General features: G+C 68.8%; 13 protein-coding genes and 1 pseudogene. 3 read left to right on the plus strand and 11 right to left on the minus strand.

What is annotated here, in order from left to right; translation table 11 throughout:
• Positions 1 to 3 precede the first annotated feature (3 nt).
• The 3 genes from ACZ4EG_RS43995 to ACZ4EG_RS44005 all read right to left on the minus strand — a co-directional run bounded on the left by ACZ4EG_RS43995 (position 4) and on the right by ACZ4EG_RS44005 (position 3,151).
• On the minus strand, positions 4 to 537 hold the full coding sequence (locus ACZ4EG_RS43995; protein WP_467794677.1) for an SRPBCC family protein: 534 nt from the start codon (positions 535 to 537) through the stop codon (positions 4 to 6).
• A complete protein-coding gene (locus ACZ4EG_RS44000; RefSeq protein WP_467794678.1) occupies positions 534 to 908 on the minus strand; it encodes an ArsR/SmtB family transcription factor in 375 nt (124 codons plus the stop codon). Before ACZ4EG_RS44000 ends, ACZ4EG_RS43995 begins: the two co-directional genes overlap by 4 nt.
• A gap of 116 nt (positions 909 to 1,024) precedes the next feature.
• Positions 1,025 to 3,151 (minus strand): outer membrane protein assembly factor BamB family protein, encoded by a 2,127-nt coding sequence (locus ACZ4EG_RS44005; RefSeq protein ID WP_467794679.1) that lies wholly within the window; start codon positions 3,149 to 3,151, stop codon positions 1,025 to 1,027.
• A gap of 320 nt (positions 3,152 to 3,471) precedes the next feature.
• Here ACZ4EG_RS44005 and ACZ4EG_RS44010 point away from each other — a divergent pair, with 320 nt between their 5' ends.
• Entirely contained in the window at positions 3,472 to 4,767 is a 1,296-nt protein-coding gene (locus ACZ4EG_RS44010; protein ID WP_467794680.1) for a PucR family transcriptional regulator, read from the plus strand.
• Between the two features lie 8 nt (positions 4,768 to 4,775).
• On the opposite strand, the gene ACZ4EG_RS44015 is transcribed toward ACZ4EG_RS44010, so the two are convergent.
• The 6 genes and pseudogenes from ACZ4EG_RS44015 to ACZ4EG_RS44040 all read right to left on the minus strand — a co-directional run bounded on the left by ACZ4EG_RS44015 (position 4,776) and on the right by ACZ4EG_RS44040 (position 13,361).
• Positions 4,776 to 6,080 carry an NAD(P)/FAD-dependent oxidoreductase gene (locus ACZ4EG_RS44015; RefSeq protein WP_453549368.1) on the minus strand — a complete coding sequence of 435 codons (1,305 nt, stop codon included), beginning with the start codon at positions 6,078 to 6,080 and terminating at the stop codon, positions 4,776 to 4,778.
• Between the two features lie 196 nt (positions 6,081 to 6,276).
• Positions 6,277 to 8,046 (minus strand): RICIN domain-containing protein, encoded by a 1,770-nt coding sequence (locus ACZ4EG_RS44020; RefSeq protein WP_467794681.1) that lies wholly within the window; start codon positions 8,044 to 8,046, stop codon positions 6,277 to 6,279.
• Positions 8,047 to 8,193: 147 nt separating this feature from the next.
• A pseudogene (locus ACZ4EG_RS44025) lies at positions 8,194 to 8,954 on the minus strand (carbohydrate ABC transporter permease).
• Positions 8,955 to 9,007: 53 nt separating this feature from the next.
• Positions 9,008 to 9,982 (minus strand): carbohydrate ABC transporter permease, encoded by a 975-nt coding sequence (locus ACZ4EG_RS44030; RefSeq protein ID WP_467794682.1) that lies wholly within the window; start codon positions 9,980 to 9,982, stop codon positions 9,008 to 9,010.
• Positions 9,983 to 10,090: 108 nt separating this feature from the next.
• Positions 10,091 to 11,338 carry a sugar ABC transporter substrate-binding protein gene (locus ACZ4EG_RS44035; protein ID WP_467794683.1) on the minus strand — a complete coding sequence of 416 codons (1,248 nt, stop codon included), beginning with the start codon at positions 11,336 to 11,338 and terminating at the stop codon, positions 10,091 to 10,093.
• Positions 11,339 to 11,396: 58 nt separating this feature from the next.
• Positions 11,397 to 13,361 (minus strand): glycoside hydrolase family 127 protein, encoded by a 1,965-nt coding sequence (locus ACZ4EG_RS44040; protein ID WP_467794684.1) that lies wholly within the window; start codon positions 13,359 to 13,361, stop codon positions 11,397 to 11,399.
• 258 nt (positions 13,362 to 13,619) lie between these two features.
• On the opposite strand from ACZ4EG_RS44040, the gene ACZ4EG_RS44045 reads away from it, so the two are divergent.
• A complete protein-coding gene (locus ACZ4EG_RS44045) occupies positions 13,620 to 14,639 on the plus strand; it encodes a LacI family DNA-binding transcriptional regulator (protein WP_467794685.1) in 1,020 nt (339 codons plus the stop codon).
• A 36-nt stretch (positions 14,640 to 14,675) separates the two neighbouring features.
• Positions 14,676 to 15,539: a DUF6461 domain-containing protein gene (locus ACZ4EG_RS44050; RefSeq protein ID WP_467794686.1), complete on the plus strand. Its 864-nt coding sequence runs from the start codon at positions 14,676 to 14,678 to the stop codon at positions 15,537 to 15,539.
• 204 nt (positions 15,540 to 15,743) lie between these two features.
• Here the strand turns inward: ACZ4EG_RS44050 and ACZ4EG_RS44055 are convergent, their stop codons facing one another.
• A complete protein-coding gene (locus ACZ4EG_RS44055) occupies positions 15,744 to 15,899 on the minus strand; it encodes a hypothetical protein (RefSeq protein WP_453549361.1) in 156 nt (51 codons plus the stop codon).
• A 99-nt stretch (positions 15,900 to 15,998) separates the two neighbouring features.
• Positions 15,999 to 17,450, minus strand: coding sequence for a nitronate monooxygenase (locus ACZ4EG_RS44060; protein ID WP_467794687.1), 1,452 nt, complete (start codon positions 17,448 to 17,450; stop codon positions 15,999 to 16,001).
• Positions 17,451 to 17,736: the final 286 nt, after the last annotated feature.

Below are 17,736 nucleotides of genomic sequence, written 5' to 3' on the forward strand. Positions count from 1 at the left end.
AGCTCAGGACTCCGTCTCGGTGCGTCGGTCGGCGTTGCCGGTCTGCTGGCGGCCGAGCAGCTCGTCGAGCCGCTCGTAGCCCTCGCGGACGCCGCGTTCCATACCGCTCTTGATCATCGAATCGCGGGCTTCGACGGAGTCCATGAGTGACTTTCCGGTGACCCGGGTGCGACCACCGAGGTCCTCGAAGACGGCCGTCTCCAGGCTGACACCGTCCGGGAAGCCCTCATAGGTGAAGGTCTGCACGATGCGCTCGTTGGGGCGCACCTCGTGAAACACGCCGTGGAAGCCGTACTCGGTCCCGTCCTCGTCGCGATGCACATAGCGGTACGACCCACCGTTGCGCGCGTCGTACTGGTCGATGAGCATCGTGAGCCCACGCGGGCCGAGCCACTGGACGACCAGTTCGGGGTCGGTGTACGCCCGGAACACGCGCTCCGGCGGCGCGTCGAACTCCCGGGTGATCACGATGGTGGGCTGAGTCGGGTCGGCCACGATCTGCGTCTCATTGCGGTGGTGCGTGTGGGTGCTGCTCATGATGCCGCTTCCTCCGTCGGATCCGTCGGGGTGCCTGTCGCCGGATACTCGTCGTCCATCTGTTCCAGGAGGGCATCGAGACGGCGAAAACGGTCCTCCGCCTCGCGCCGATAACGCTCGATCCACTTCGTCATCAGATCGAAGACCTCTGCCTCGAGGTGGCAGGGCCGCCGCTGGGCGTCTCTGCTGCGACTGACCAGACCGGCGTCTTCCAGGACCTTGATGTGCTTGGACACGGCCTGCACCGTGACGTCGTACGGCTCGGCCAGTTCGTTGACGGTCGCGTCCCCGGCGGCCAGCCGGGCCACGATGTCACGTCGCGTGGGGTCGGCCAGTGCGGAGAACACCACCGAGAGCTGGTCGTCGGTCACCTGGCACCCCTCATATTCAACCGATTGGTTAAATACCCTACGAGCGGGGCTCCAGCTTGTCAACCGATCGGTTTAATAGCGGCGTGCTGCCGGCCGCTGCCCACCGGGGCGGGGAGTTATGCCGAGCTGCCCTCGTTGGTGACATCCAGGGCGTACACGTTGTGGTCCTGACTGCCGACGTACACGAGTCCGTCGGCCACCGCCGGCGACGATCGGACCCTGTCGCCGGTGGCGAAGGACCATTTCTTGTTCCCGGTGACCGCGTCCAAGGCGTACACGTTGTGGTCAGAGCAGCCGATGTATACGACTCCGTCGGCCGCCGTCGGCGCCCCTTCGACGGTGCCGCCGGTGTCGAAGGCCCATCTCTTGCGCCCAGTAGCCGCATCCAAGGCGTACATCCTCTTGCTGCATCCCACGTACACGACCTTGTCGGCCACCGTCGGTGCCCCTTCGACGGTGCCGCCGGTGTCGAAGGCCCATCTCTTGCGCCCAGTAGCCGCGTCCAGGGCGTACGTCCTCTTGCTGCTGCCGACATACATCACCCCGTCGGCCACCGTCGGCGACGTGAAGCGCCAGTCCTCCGGCGTGTTGTCCCACCCGTTCTTTTTGCTGTAGCCCCAGTTGCTTGCGCCACGTACCCATTTCGCTTTCCCAGTGATCGTCTCCAGGGCGGTCACGGAGTTGTAGCCGGCGATATACACCACCCCCTGGGCCACCGCCGGCGCTTCGAGGCCGGAATCGCAGGGGACGGCCCATTTCTCGTTCCCGGTGGCCGCGTCCAGGGCGGTCACGGAGTTGTAGCCGGCGATGTACACCACCGCCTCGACCACCGCCGGCGCCGCTTCGAACTTGCCGCCGGTGGCATAGGCCCACTTCCTCTCCCCCGTAGCGGCGTCCAGGGCGTACACGCTCCCGTCGGCGCTGCCGATGTACACCACCCCGTCCACCACCGTCGGCGTCCCTTCCACCTTGCCGCCGGTGGCGTAGGCCCACTTCTTCTTCCCGGTCGTCGCGTCCAGGGCGTACACGCTTCCATCGGCGCTGCCGATGTATACGACCCCGTCCGCCACCGTCGGCGACGACGTGACCGCATCGCCGGTGGCGTGTCGCCACCGGCGCCGTGGGTCGCGGCTCTTGGAGGCGACCTCGGGGGTCTTGTCGTCGGTGGTGTTGTGGTCGGTGGTGTTGTGGTCGAACAGGTCGACGGTGACGGCGACACCAGTACCCAGGGCGGTGGTGATACCGGCGCCGATGCCGAGCCGCAGCGCGGTGCGACGACTGAGGCGCCCCGCCGTAATCGGCGTGCCTGCGGCCGGTCCCGGCACGGGCACCGGCGTTCGGGCCGCGCCGGGACCGGCGCCGGTGAGCGGGGCGGTGACGGTCTTCGTGTCCGCGCCGGACAGGTCGACTCCGGTATCGGGTGCCGGGGTTGCGGCGGAGAGTTCGCGGAGGCGATCGCGCATCTCGGCCGCTGATGAGGGGCGGTCCCCGGGATCTTTGGCGAGGAGGGCCATGACCAGGTCGTCCAGGGCGGCGGGCACGCCGGGTCGAGCCCGGCCCGGTGGCTCCGGGGTTGTGTTCAGGTGGGCGGCCATCATCGCAACTGGCTCTGTGGCCTTGAAGGGAGTGCTTCCGGTGAGGAGTTCGTGGAGCACGCAGCCCAGGGAGTACAAGTCGGAGCGGGGTTCGGCAGGGAGATCACCGAAACGCTCGGGGGGCATGTAGGCAAGCGTGCCGATGACCTTGCTCGACTTGTGTGTGGACGCTACGTACCGGGCGATACCGAAGTCGAGGATCTTGATCCGACCGCCCGGAGTGAGCATGAGGTTCGCCGGTTTCAGGTCCCGGTGCACAATCCCGGCCGCATGGGCGGCCTGCAGGGCCTCGGCGGTTTGTGCCGCCCACTCCACAGCAGTTGCCACCTGGGGAGCGCCGTCCTCGCGGAGCACCGTGTCCAAGTCCCGCCCGGTAAGGAACTCCATCACCAGGTAGAGGGTGCCGTCATCGGGGTCCTGACCCAGGTCGAAGACCGTCACCACGCCCGCGTGGCTCAGCCCGCCGGCGGTACGAGCCTCGCGTAAGAAAAGCTCCGCGCCGGAGGCGTCCCGCCGGTCGTGCGGCAGCAGCTTGACCGCGACCCGGCGCTCGATCACACGATCGCGCCCCTCCCAGACCTCGCCCATACCGCCTCGGCTGACGAACGCGACCAACTCGTAACGGCCGCCCACAACTCGCAAAGCCACCCACACCCCCGTCCGGACGCCTGCCAAGCCCTACGCGTCACACCGGATCCGCCCCGGCGAAACCACACCGACGATCCCACACCCACCACCTGCCCACCGGCCGCAAGAGAGGTTCATCTCCCTTCGGTTCCCTCGATCTCCCCTCCAGAAATCCGCAAACCCGCCGGCTTGGAGGCGCGCCGAGTTCGACCAGGAACGCCATGACAATGTCCCTTTCTCCTCGTTACCAGGCCGCCGGGCTTCGCCGGGAGGACTCCCCGACGACGTCGATCCCACCCTCCTGCTGGGGAGCCCTGTCGAGTCGGGGAAGGGTTTCTGCCATGACATCAGTACTGCAGCGAAGTTTCAGCGGGCTTCAGCCGATCATGGACGGCCTTGCCGCAAGACTCGGCCGCTCCACGGCGATCGACGATCCCCGGATGCACTTGCTCGCCTACTCGGCACAGACCGGCGAGATGGACGCCCAGCGCATCAAGTCCATCATGGAGATGCGTGTGGAGGACTGGCTGGTCAAATACGCTTACAAATGCGGGATCGCCTCCGCGCCCCAGCCGGTCGAAGTGCCCGGAATTCCCGACCTGGGCATGCTGGACCGGTGGTGCTTCCCCGTCCGGTGCCACGGCGTCCTGTTCGGATTCCTCTGGATACTCGATCCTCACAACTCGCTGACGGCGGAGGAGGCCGAGCTGTGCCAGGCGGCCGCCTCGGCCGCAGGGGAGATCCTGATGAGGGAACGTCTCCTGGATGACGGTGAACGCACTCGGGAGGCGGAGATCCTACGAGGGCTGCTCAGCGACGAGGAACATGCCCAGGCCTATGAACAGGCCCTGCAAGCCCAGCTGTTCGACCTGCGTGAGGGATGTTGTGTCTTCGTGGTCGCCGGACTGGTGGATGCCGCGACGACGGTCTCCGACCGGATATCGGTCATAGAACATTCACTGCTCAGCCTCTCTCGCCGGATAGCCCCTCTCAAGGGGATGACCACCGCTGCCGACCGAGACCATGGTGTGCTGCTGGCTCATGGGGCTCCGGGCATGGTCGATCGGCTGGCCGCTTCCACAGGCGACACCCTGTACACGGAGGCCCGCTCCTTGGCGGACACGCCCAATGGCGTCCTCATCGGCGTCGGCAGTGTCGAGACATCGCTCGCGGGTGTGCAACGCAGCTTTCAGCGCGCTCGGCGCTCGCTGTGCGTGGCCACCTGGGTCGATGGAATCGGTCCCGTCGCCTCCTGGGATCGCCTGGGCATCTATCAGATCCTTTCCCAATTGCCGGGTGCGGACGAGGGAACCGTCGAGCTGCCGGAACCTCTGGTGAAGTTGCTGGGCGAAAGGAACGCGGAGCAGTTGGTCGAGACCCTTGAGATGTACCTGGACCGCGGCGGAAGCATCGTGCAGTGCGCCGAGGAACTCCATCTGCACCGTGCCAGCTTGTACCACCGCCTCAAGAGAATCGAGACGGTGACCGGCTTGTCCCTGGGCGACGGGCAGGCCAGGCTCCTGCTGCACACGGGCATCAAACTTGCTTGCATGCAAGGCCAGTTACCCAGCCGGACGAGGTCCGTATCGCCCAAGCGCCTCTCCCCCGGCGGTCCCCGTCACCAGCAGTCGACCTGAATCGGTGCCTATCCCAACACTGTTCCGGAGGATTCGGTGTTGACCTCGCGCTTGCGGGAGAAGACTCCGAGGTTGACGTCGTGACCGGTGTGCGGGCAGGTGTAGTGGACGGGGTCGGTGTCGTGGTCGTGCCCGTTCTCGACGGCGTCGATGATCCGGTCCATGAGGGAGCCGATGATCGGAGCGTTCTTGAACTGGTTGCCGCTGGTGCCGATGCCGACATAGAACCCCGGCAGGGCCGTCCTGTCGTAGATCGGCGTCCAGTCGTCGGCGACGTCGTAGACGCCGGCGATGCCCTTGGGCCGGTTCGGGACGGTCAGGTCGGGGAAGCGCCGGGCGGCGCGGGTGACCTGGGCCTCGAACCGCTCCATGGTGGGGTTGAGGTTTACGGCGTCGGGATCCTCGATCCACTCCAGCGGGTCGCACTCCGGCTCGGTGCCTCCGACGAGCATGTTCCCGCCGGATTCCGGTCGCAGATACGTGCCCAGGTCGAGGTCGCCGATCACGAGGAAGTGGGCGTCCGGCGCGAGCAGAGGCGCCGGGGCCGCCACGTGGTGCACCTCCTGGCGCATGGGGGCGACACCGATCGTGAAGTCCGCTGTGGCGCCGACCATCTTGTTGACGGTGCTGGACCAGGGCCCGGCGGCGTTCACGACGATCGGGGCTTCAACGGGTTCCTGACCGTCGATCTCCACGCGCCACACCTCGCCCACACGGGTGATGGACGTGACCTGTCGCCGGTAGGCGAAGTGGGCACCCCGGTGCGCGGCCGCGGCCGCGAGGTTGGCGGCAGCGAGGCGCGGGTCGTCCACATACCCGGCGTCGGGTGTGTAGACGGCTCCCAGGCTGCCGTGCGGGTCGTCGAAGAACTCCTCGGAGTCCACTCGCTTGGGCGGGTAAAAGGCTCCGGTGTCGATGCCGCGCACCCGCCTCGCGAGCGTCTGGGCGTCCCACTCCTCGTACGGTACGCCCGCACGGTCGAAGAGGGCTGCCTGCGTCTTTCGTGGAAGAAGCGGGACGTCGAGTACGACCTTGCCGCAGCGGTGGAACCGGGCCAGGCCATTGGGGTCCCGGTAGCTCAGGTACTCCTCCCATGCCTCCCATCGGAACTTCGACTCCCAGGCGACGGCGACCCCGTCCCAGGTCGAGAAGTTGAATCGGATGACGGCGCTGGAGGCGCTGGTGGATCCCATTCCGGCACCGCCGGCCTTGTCGACGACCAGCACGTCCAGGCCCCGTCGTGACAGCTCCAAGGCCGTGCCGGAGCCAACGATTCCGGCCCCGATGACAAGGACATCTGCTGTGGTAGCCACTGAGCACTCCGTTCGCTGATCAGGTACTCATGCTCCCCGGCGGCGGGACCCGCTCCTAGCCACAAGTGACGGAACATCGCCCGCCCGTTTTCCTACATCCGTAGCGCGCTTTCATGCATCCGTATCGCGCGCCGCCGCCGGCGCGAGGGCCCCGCGGCGGCCTGTGCCTGCCGGCGGGGCCCCCAGGATGGGCGGCTCAGCGCGACGTGAGCCTCCAGAGGTGGTCGGCGGTGCCGTTGTCGGTCCACTGGAGAACCTGGGCGCCGGAGGAGGTGCTCATCCGGTCGACGCCGAGGAGGCGGCCGCTGTTGTAGTTGGCGATCTTGTAGAAGCCGTCGCGGGCCGGGATGACCTGCCAGAGGTGGTCGGCGGTGCCGTTGTCACCCCAGATCAGGGCGGTGCCGCCGTCGGCCGTACTCATGTTGTTGATGCCGAGCACCAGCCCGCTCTTCTGGTTGACGATCTTGTACAGGCCCGTGCCCGCGGCCACGAGGGTCCAGTTCTGGTCGGTGCCGGTGGTGGGGGTCGCCTGGACGACCGAGGTGCCCTGCGGGGTGCCGGCGTTCACGGTGTCGAGGGCGAGACCGCTGTTCTTGTTGGTGATCTGGTAGCGGCCGGCGAGCGAGGTGGAGGTGCCGGTGGGGGTGATCACCAGGTGGTAGCCGTCGGTGGCGTTCATGATGACGGGCACGGTGATCGAGCCGTTGGAGACGGTGTAGTCGGTGTCGGAGATGGTGATCGGTCCGGACGAGGCGGTGGTGCGGCCGGTGTTCGGGCTGTACTCCAGCTTGACGTGGACGGTGCTGCCGAAGGCCGAGAGGGAGGAGAGCCCGTTGACGATCACGGCGCAGGAGCCGCTGCAGCCGCCGACGATGACGCTGATCCGGTCGCCGGCGCCGTTGAGGGAGGCGAGACCATCGATGCCGGTCTGGGCGGGCGGCGTGGTGACGAGCATGTTCCCGGACATGTCGCCGTACCACTTGTACGTCCAGTAGGAGCCGTTGGGCGAGGCCCCGGTGTCGGTCAGGGTGTCACCGAGGGTGCCGTAGTGGTTCCAGAAGGCGAGTTCTGCGTCGCGCACGCCGGCCCGTTCGAACTTGGCGGCGTAGCCCATGAGCGCTCCGGAGCTGCCCATTTCGGCCGGCGTGCCGTACTCCTCGATGGCTATCGGACGCGGGCTGATCCCGAGGCTCGACTCCAGTGACCGGTAGGCGGCGACGTGTGCGGCGATGTCCTTGCTGCCCTGGAGTTCGTGCCAGGCGATGACGTCGGGGACGGTGTTGGTGGCCTTGGCGTCGGTAAGGAAGGTGGTCATCCAGGACTGGTTCCACACCGAGTAGCTCGGGCCCTGGATCGGTGTGGTGGCGTCCTTGGCCCGGACTTCCTTGAAGGTGCGGGCCCATCCGTCGTCGAAGGCTCCCGCCTTGGCGGTGTCCCAGGTCCCGTCCGGCTCGTTCCACAGCGCGTAGGCGCTGATGTTGGTGGCGCCGGAGGACTTCACCGCAGCGACCTGCTGGTCCACCGCGGAGAGCCAGTCGCTCCAGCTCACCCACTTGTAGGGGAAGTTCGGGTACCAGTCCGGCAGCCGTACGACGACCTTGGCGCCGGCGCGGGCCGCCTTGGCGGCGACGACCAGGGAGTCACCGGCGGGGGTGGGCTCGCCGTTGGGCAGCTGATGGCCGCCCGGCGCCATCTGGACGAAGGTGTTGGGTTTGAGCGGGGTGACCAGGCTGTCGGCGGGAGTGCTGTCGTCGGCGAGGCCGTAGAGGCTGCCCGTGCCGACATGTGTGACCGAGCGGAGGTTCTGGTTGGCGTCGACGACCAGGGTGGTGGAGGTAGTGGGGGCGGCCTGGGCCGAGGGGCCCGTCAGGGCCAGGGCGGTGCCGACCAGAGCCGTGGCCAGGACGGTTGCCGTGGCTCGCCCGAGAGGTGCTCTGTGACGGTCGCGGTGGTTCAGGTGGGACATCAGCGGCTCTCCTCGAAGGATGGGATGGGCTCGCGCCGGTGGCGGGATGCTCCGGGGCGGTCCGTGGGGGGGGTGAGTGGTGGATGAAAACGTGCCGATGACACGCGGCACCCCGCCGAGCCGGCGGCCGGGGACGGGCATCGAGGGTCAGTCCTTGACCGCCCCCGCGGTCACACCGGCGGCCACATAGCGCTGGGCCAGGACGAGCAGCACTGCCGCGGGGATGGACGCGACGACGGCGGTGGCCATGATCGCGTTCCACTCCTGGTTGTTGTTGCCGATGTACTTGTAGATGCCGAGGGTGATCGGCTTCCAGTTACCGGCGCCGTCAAGGGTGCTGGCGAAGACGAAGTCGGACCAGGCCCACAGGAAGCTGAAGAGCGAGACGGTGACCACGGCTTGCGGCTCATGGGGAGCACGACGGACAGGAACGTGCGCCAGGTGGAGGCCCCGTCGATGCGGGCGGCCGCGATGAGCTCCCCGGGGATGCCCGACATGAACGCCGTGAAGATCATGACTCCGAAGGGCACGGCGATGGTGGAGTCGGCGACGATCAGCCCCCACCAGGAGTTGAGCAGGCCGAGGTCGAGGAAGATGCCGTAGAAGCCCATCGCCATGACGATGCCGGGGATCATCTGCGCGACCAGCAGTGCGAGACCGAGTACTCCCCCGCCGACCGGTCGGAGCTTGGCCAGCGCGAAGCCGGCCGGGGCGGCGAGGAGCAGGGTGAGGGCGACCGTTCCGAGGCCGATGAGCATGCTGGTGCCGAGATAGGGCAGTTGGTCGTCGAGGACAGCCCGGTAGCCCTCGAAGGTGGGGTGCAGCGGCAGCAGGTCGGGCGGGCTTTTGCGCATGTCCTCCTGCGGGGTGAGGGACACGTTGAGCATCCAGTACACCGGGAACAGCATCACCGCGGTGAGCAGGAGGCCGACAACCGTATAGGTGCGTGACTTCAGCGACTTCACGCCTCCTGCCTCCTCTGGACGCGGATGTACAGCAGGCCGAAGACGAGGGCGATGAGGATGAGGATGTTGCCGACGGCGGCACCGGGGCCGAACTTCGGGAGCAGGGTGCCGAAACCGAGTTGGTAGGACCAGGTCGCCAGGGTGGAGGAGGAGTCGCCGGGACCGCCCTTGGTCATGATCCAGATCAGGTCGAACACCTTGAGGGTGTAGACGAGACCGAGGAGCAGGGTGATCGCGGAGACGGGCCGCAGCAACGGGAAGGTGATCCGCCGAAACTGCTGCCAGGCGCTCGCGCCGTCCAGCGAGGCGGCCTCGTACAGCTCGGCGGGGATGTTCTGCAGACCGCTGTGGACGATGACCAGGTTGAAGGGGATGCCGATCCAGATGTTGGCGATGACGACGGAAGTCAGCGCCCAGTCGGGGGAATTGAGCCAGTCGACCGGGGCGACGCCGACCAGGTGGAGGGCGTAGTTGATGACACCGGACTCGCTGTTGAACATCCACGACCATGTCGACGCGGACACGATCAGCGGCAGCAACCAAGGGATCAGGAACAGCGCTCTGAGGGTGCCGGCCAGCCGGAAGTGGCGGTTGAAGAAGACCGCGAGTGCCAGTCCGGCGGCGTACTGGAACACGATCGACGCGAAGGTGAAGATCACCGTGTGGCGCATCGCGGGACCGAACGTCGGGTTGTCGAGGACGGACCGGAAGTTGTCCAGTCCGGAGAACGGCGCGTCGCCCGCCACGAACGACCGCACGGTGTAGTCACGCAGGCTCAGGTCGAGGTTGCGGTAGAGGGGATAGACGTAGAAGGCGGCGAGGTAGAGGGCCAGCGGCGCGAGGAACGCGACGGCCGTCAGCCGGCTCTTGCGGCGCTGCCGGCGCCGGAGCGCGTCCGTGGTGGCGGTGCGGGTCGCTTCGGAGCTGACCGAGGGCAGCTGTGTTCGGCGGTCGACGCGGGCGAGAGTCATGGGGTCTCCTGAATGCGGGTGCCGGCCCGAGGCCCGGCCTTCGTCCGGGCGGAGAGCGGCCGTCGGACGACGGGCCCCGGGACTTGCCACGAGGAAGGGCGTCGAGGGTCAGCTGCCGCCCTTGCCGGCCGCCGTCTGAGCCGCTTCGAGAGCCGCCTGCGGGCTCTTGCCGCCGGACAGCGCGGACTGCACGGCGGTCCACATCGGCTCGGAGATCGTCGGGTACTTGGTGCCCAGGCCGCCGCTGGTACGGCCGCGTGCCGCGGCCACCGCGTCGACCCAGGGCTTGAGCGCGGGGTTGGACTTGACCTGCTCGGTCTGCACCGCCGCGGTGGGGGCGACGTAGGTCAGGGTGGTGTCCGTGGACAGGAGATTGGCGGAGCTGGTCAGGCAGTCGACGATCTTCTTCGTGGCCTTGTAACGCCCGGTGTCCTTTTGCACGGGCACGGTGACGAACTCCCCGCCGGTCGGCACCGGCGCGGCACCGCCGTTCTGGGCGGGGATGCTCAGGACGCCGTACTCGAAGCCGGCCTTCTGCGCGTTGCCCAACTGCCAGGTGCCGTTCTCGCTGAAGGCGTAGTCACCGGTGGCGAACTCCTGCCAGCTGGTGGTCTGCGTGTTCTGCAGGACGTCTTTGGGTGCGTAGCCCTCGTCCACCCACTGCTTCCACAGGGCCAGGGCGGCCACGCCCTTCGCCGAGTCGAGCTTGGTCAGGTCGCCGCCGGCGCCCCAGAACCACGGCAGGAACTGGAAACTGCCCTCTTCCGTTTTGATCGCGGAGAAGGTGATGCCCTTCTTGCCGGCGTCCTTGACCTTCTTCAGCGCCGCTGTGAGGGAGGCCCAGTCCTTGATGGACGCGGGGTCGACGTGGGCCGCCGACAGTGCCTTCTTGTTGTAGTAGAGCGCGAGGGTGTTGGCGCCGATCGGGACGCCGTACGCGGAGCCGTCGATCTCACCCGCGCCGAGGATGTTCTTCTGTATCGATGAGGTCTCCAGGCCGAGGTCGCTCGTCTTGTTGAGGATCCCCGCCTCGACGAGGGTGGAGACGACCGGGTTGTCCACCAGCATCACGTCGGGTGCGTTGCCCTGCTGTGCGGCAAGCAGCGCCTTGTTGCCCAGGTCGGTGGTGTCCATGGAGGTGCGCTTGATCGTGACCCCGGCGTCGGTCCCGCACTTGGTGACGAGCTCGGCCCAGGCCGAGGAGGCGTCGAACTGCGGGTACGGGTCCCAGAACGTGTATGTCCCACCGGCGTCACCGGAGGCGGAGGAGTCGGAGCCTCCGCCGCAGGCGGCGACGGAGGTGAGCACGCCGACGGCAGCGATGGCGGCGATCAGGGTACGGCGGGTGTTTCTCACGGTGACCTCGTTGTCTTATGCGGCTCGTAGGAAGCGGTACGGAACGGAGGGCGGGTGATCAGGAGGTGGGCAACCAGACGCGCATGGCGCCGTCCTGGCGGTTGGCCCAGGCGTAGTAGGGGACGGCGGTGAGTTCGACAAAGTCGCCGTCCGTCTCGGGCGCGCTGCCGTCGGTGGTGGTGTAAGGCCACCAGCCCGCTTCCGGACTGGGTCGGCGGTGGCCGGCCGCCAGCACGGTGGTGACGCCGCCGAGCAGGTCCGGGCGGTGCTGTACGGAGAGCGGGCGGGCGGTGTCGAGGACGATGTCGTCCAGACCACCGCCCGGGTGATCGACACCTTCGAGGCAGTACACGAGCGGTCCGCGCTCGATGGCGACACACCCGCGTACGGCGTCCACGCGGGGGTCGGCGACGGTGAGGCGGGGCTCGATGCCGAGTTCGAGGACGACCTGGTCGCCAGGCGCCCAGGTGCGCTCCAGCGGCAGCCAGCCGTCTGCGGCGGGCGCGTCGCTCTGGTCGTACGTCCTGTCCCCGCAGCGGACCCGGTAGGTGCGGCACCACTGCGGGATGCGCAGCGAGAGGGTGCGGGGGCCGTCGGCGGGAGCCTCCTCGACCGTCAGGGCGACGCTGCCCTGCCAGGGGTAGTCGGTCTCGCAGCTCAGGGCGAACCCGTCGGCGCCGTAGCGGCCGGTGACGTACTGGTGGATGCGCAGGCCTCCGTCGTCAAAGCCGGCCAGGTAGTGCTCCAGGCTCGCCAGCAGGCGCATCACGTTGGGCGGGCAGCATGCGCAGCGGAACCAGCGAGTGCGGCGCGCGGACTGGTCGCCGCCGGTGTCGGTGTGGCCGTCGCGGACCTGGAGCGGGTTGACGTACAGCCAGCGCTCGCCGTCCAGCGACACCCCGGCCAGGAAAGCGTTGTACAGGGTGCGCTCGATCAGGTCGGAGTAGCGGGCCTCGCCGGTGAGAAGGGCCATCCGCCAGCTCCACTGGACGGAGGCGATGGCGGCGCAGGTCTCGCAGTACGCGCGCTCGTTGGGCAGTTCGTACGGGTCGCCGAAGTCCTCTTCGTCGTGGTGGGCGCCGAGGCCGCCGGTGAGGTGCGTCTTGGCGGCGGTCATCGCCCGCCACAGTCTCTCCCCCGCCGCCCGCAGTCCGGCGTCCCCGGTCTCGGCGGCCAGGTCGGCAGCCCCGGCCAGCAGGTACAACTGGCGTACGGCGTGCCCCTCCACGTTCGTCGCCTCGCGCAGCGGGACGCGGTCCTGGCAGTAGGCCTCGCCGCCGAGCAGTCCGTGGCCGAACCGGTCGACGAAGTAGCCGGCCAGCTCCAGATAGCGCCGCTCCCCCGTCTCCCGGTAGAGCTCGACCAAGGCGGTCTCCACCTCGGGGTGGCCGTCGATGCCGTCGAGGGGCTTGCCGCTGCTGGGCAGGCCGAAGACGGAGTCGATCTGGTCGGCGAACTTCACGGCCACGTCGAGCAGCGCGCTCCGTCCGGTGGCCCGGTGGTGGGCCACCGCGGCCTGGATGAGGTGGCCGGCGCAGTACAGCTCGTGGCCCCAGCGCAGGTCCTGGTAGCGCTCGCCGCCCTTGAGCAACTGGAACCAGGTGTTCAGGTAGCCGTCGGGTTGCTGGGCCTGTGCGACCAGGGCGACGATCCGCTCCACCTCGGCGGACAGCGCATCGTCCGGGGCCTGGGCCTGGGCGAGCTGCCAGGAGGCGGCCTCCAGCCACTTGTAGACGTCCGAGTCGACGAACGGATACGCACCCTTGAACTCACCCTCGGCTGTGCCCGCCACGACCCGCAGGTTGTGCAGGTTTCCCGCCGACTCCAGCAGACCGGGCCCCTGGGGGACGGAGGTGTGTGCGTTGACCCGCCGACGGGTGTGCCAGACGCCGCCGCGCACCTCGACGGTGGCGGTCGCGAGCACGGTCTTGGCGTCCGGGCCGAGGCGGACCGGGCCATCGGACGTGCCTGCGGTCGAGGCCGGCGACGGGGAGGAGGGCACGGCGGAACGTGGGCGGGGCATGGCTCTCCGAGGAGGTAGACGGGAAGCGGGTCGAGGTGCGGCGCGCCCTGGGCCGTGGCGCGTCCCGGCGATCGGGCGGACGGGCGCCGTCTGTCGACCCCGTTGAGAAAACGTTTTCTTGCCCGGAAAAGTAGGAACACCGCAGCCCCGAGTCAAGAGGCATGCGCAAGTATTTTCCAGTCTTGTACGGGACTGGCCAGCGACGGCGAGCAGTGCCAGGATGTATCTCGTAGCTGACACTTAGGAAAAGGATTGCGCGTGACCGCCGTTCCAGATTCCCCCTCCACCGGGCGGGCAAGGCTCGCGGACGTCGCCAAGCTGGCCGGCGTCAGTGTCGGGACGGCTTCGAAGGCTCTGAGCGGCAGCGGCCGGATGCGGCCCGAGACGCGACAGCGGGTGCTGGAGGCCGTGGAAGCCCTCGGCTTCCGTCCCAACCAGCACGCGCAGAACCTGCACACGGGCCGCAGCTGGACGGTCGGACTGATGACGACCGACGGCATCGGCCGTTTCAGCAGCCCCGTCCTGCTCGGCGCCGAGGACGCGCTCGGCGCCGGGAAGATCTCGGTGCTGCTGTGCGACACCCGCGGCGACGCCATCCGCGAGCAGCACCATCTGCGCAACCTCATGGACCGGCGGGTGGACGGCATCATCGTGACCGGCCGGCGCACCGACCCGAGGCCGCCGCTGAAGGTCGTCGAGCCGATTCCGACGGTCTACGCCCTCTCTCCCTCCACGGATCCGGAGGACATCTCCGTCGTCTCGGACGACCGCAGCGGGGCGCAACTGGCCATCGAGCATCTGCTGGCGACCGGACGCACCCGGATCGCGCACGTCACCGGGCCCGCACACCACGCGGCCGCCCGTGACCGCGCCCGCCACGCCGTTGAGCTGCTCGAACTTTCCTCACTGCAACTGGCCACCGGCCGGGTCCACTTCGGCGAGTGGAGCGAGGCGTGGGGACGGCGGGCCGCCGAAGCGGTCATGCGCACCGCGCCGGACACGGACGCCTTCTTCTGCGGCAACGACCAGATCGCCCGAGGCGTGGCCGACGCCCTGCGCGAGCGCGGCCAGGACGTCCCGGGCCAGGTGGCGATCGTAGGGTACGACAACTGGGACACCATGGCCCTGGCCTGCCGCCCACCGCTCACCACCATCGACACGGACCTCACCGAGATCGGCCGGCAGGCCGCCCTGCGCCTCCTCGACGCCATCGGCTCCGCCCCGGAGCCCGGCGTGCACAGCGTTCCGTGCCGTTTGGTCGTCCGCGAGTCCAGTTGAGGGGAGTCTTGCGGGCTTTGCGATCGAGGCCCCGGCGTGGGCGACATCACCAGGTCGGCGGGCATCGCCGTCGGGCAACGGCAGCGGTTGTCAAAGTTGCCCTGGATACGCTGCCTGGTCTTCGTCTTCGCTGAGCTTGTGGGGATGCCTGTGTGTGAGGGAATCGGATGGCTGGCCGACCGGGACGAGGGACTGGACAGCGTGGTGTTCGCTCGGGACATCAGCCCGGAGGACCTGGCGGTGCGGATGGGTGGCACGCCCGGTGCCGCCGTGAAGCTGACCGGCCCCGAAGTCACCTTTCTCCTCCATCGCTCGCAGACCGGCGACAGCGACGTGGTACGGGTTGCGTCATGTGGCGCCTGGTCGTACGCGGTGCTGCACCTGGCCGACCCCGGGCGGGACAACCTGGCGGTCACAGCATCACGCGGTGGTGTCGACGTCATCCGGTACGTGTCGATGACGGATCACCCGCCCGCGCAGTTCACCTACCTGCGTGATGGTCGAACGGTGTGCGGCTTCGGAATCGGGGAGGAAGCACATCGCTGGGGTCCGGATCCGGCCCATCTGCTGCCGGCGCTCGTTGCAGGCGGCGTCCTGACCCCTGACGGGACGAGTCACCAGGCTGCGCCGACGGGCTCGGCCATGAGCGGCAACCGTCTCACGCTCACCGTGCTCGAGCACCACTTCGGCCTGTGCCTGCCCAAAAGCAGTGTGATGCGCGCACCACTGCCCGCCTACACTGTCCGCGGCCCGCTCAGCCTGGGCCCGGACCCTGATGTCGACCTCATCCGCACCTGGGCCGCTGAGCACGGCTACTCCCTGAACTGGGGCCGCAGCGGCCACGTACCGGCCTCCATCCGCGCCGCGTATGCCCATGCCACCGGTACGCGCTCAAGCTGAGGCCGGAAAGGGGGCAGCAGCCCACGTGGCGGCATCCGCTGCACCGTCCCGGACAAGGTCGACCAGGCCCGCAACCGCAAGAGCTCGGCTCTCGTGGGGGCCGACCGCCGAAGTTCGACCCGGCCCACTGCAAGGCACGATGCGCAGCCAGGTCGCGACCTGCGCGGCGCCCCCCGGCGCACGCAGGAAGCCCTCCGGTAGGTATCAGGAGGTGATGTTCAGCTCCCTTCCGTGTACCTGGACTGCCAGTGCGGCCAGGGCGATTGTGCCGACGGGCAGCAGACCCGTGATCCCGCGTCCACTCCAGCCCTGACCGACGATCTCACCGCAGACGAGCCGTACCCCGCTCCAACTCGCCATCGCCGACCGGCACATGGTCAAGGACGAGCCTGTCCGCCCACGCGCGGCATCAGGTGCGGCAGCACCCTGGCCTGCTGTCAGGGCACCCTGTTCGGCCGCTCACACGGATACTTCCGCCAGGCCCGCGGACAGCCACTGCACCACCGACTCCGCGCTGTACGGCTGTCCTTGGGGGGCGATCTGCGGCAGGAAGCCGAGGTCCTGGCCGATGGTGACGATGGGCGGCTCCACCATGCCGTGCGGACGGCGCTGCCCGAGCCCGACGGCGGCCAGCAGCCCGTTGCACAGGCACTGCCGTCCTTCGGTCTGCTCGGCGGCACCGCCCTTGCGGACGTACATCGCGCCGGGCTCCGCCGGGCAGCGATAGCCGATGGCGCCGTGCTCGGTGCGGTAGGGGGTGCGCAGATAGCCGAGGTCGCAGACCCGGGGGCGCGCCGAGCTCACGCGGGGGTCGGCCAACGTGCCCGGCAGGTCGGCGACCTTGAACGGAAAAGTGGTCGGAGAGGCCGCAGGATCGTTGCGCACGGTCAGTGCGGAGCGAAGCTCGCGCTCGACCAGCTCCCGCCGCAACTGCGGATCAAGGCCGGACTCTTCGCAGAGCGCGAAGACACTGCCGAGTTGGACGCCCGCCGCACCCGCTGCCCTCGCCTGCCGAAGCTGGTCCGGTCCGCACTGGCCGCCGGCGATCCAGAAGGGCAGGCCGAGAGCGGCCATCTTCGCGAAATCAGGGGTGTCCCGGGGGCCGTAGAGGGGATCACCCTGCTCGTCCAGGCGCATCGGTCCGCGCGGCGGCGCGCTGTGCCCGCCGGCACGGTGACCTTCGACGACGAAACCGTCCGGGGTGGTCTCCGGGGAACGGTTCAGATACGACGCCAGGGCCGGCAGCGAGACGATGGCCAGGACGTCGGGACGGCGCAGGGGCCCCGGCTGTGCTCCGCACAGCACTGAGGCCGGGTCGAAGCGCAGCTCTACGGGCTTGTCGTCACCATCGACGTCCAAACGCGCGGTGACGGGCTGCAGTTGGGCGAGCCGGGTCGCGATGCCCGGGATCTGTGCGGGAATGCCCGCACCGACCAGCACATAGTCCACGCCGGCCAGGATCGCGCCGAACATGGCCGGGACCGTGGCGAGTTGGACCTTCTCCAGGTAGTTCACGCCGACCGGCCCTTCGTGGCCTTCCCGGGCGAGCCACACCTCGCAGAAGTTGGCCACGACGGTCAGTGACCGGGCCGGGCACGCTTCGTGAGCCGTCAGCCGGGGCGTGGCCGCGAACCGCTCGCCGGCGCCGATCCCGCCCTCGACGAAGTAGCGCTCCCGAATGGAATCGGCAAGCTCCGGTACGGGGAAGGCGGCCAGCGCCCGCCTGAGGTGGCCGCCCGGGTCACCGCTCTGCAGCACCCGGATGAGCAGGGTGTCCAGGGCGGTACCGGAGACGACACCCAACTGCCCGGTACGCGCGACGGCACGAGCCAGGCGCCAGCCGGACACCCCCACCCCCATTCCACCTTGGATCAGCCAGGGGAGGTCGGCCCTCGTCCGGGGTGTGCTCATGGGTCCTCGCAAGGATGGTAGCCGGGTCCGGAACACGTACTTACGGTTCCGTAACCTACGATACCGTAACCATACTTCGCGCCATCCACCCCCAGGTCCGGTGCAACTCGCCGCAGTGTGGGAACCGCCACCGTGCGTCGTGCGTGACTGGGGTGACACGGTCGGCCACACGCAGCCGGGTGGTGGGGGGGGGGGGGGGGGGCGCCGCCCCCCCCCCCCCCCCCGGCGCGCCCCCCCCCCCCCCCCCCCCCCCCCCCCCCCCCCCGAGCAGGATAGGGGGTGGGTG

Source organism: Streptomyces sp. NPDC025638, from assembly GCF_055558775.1.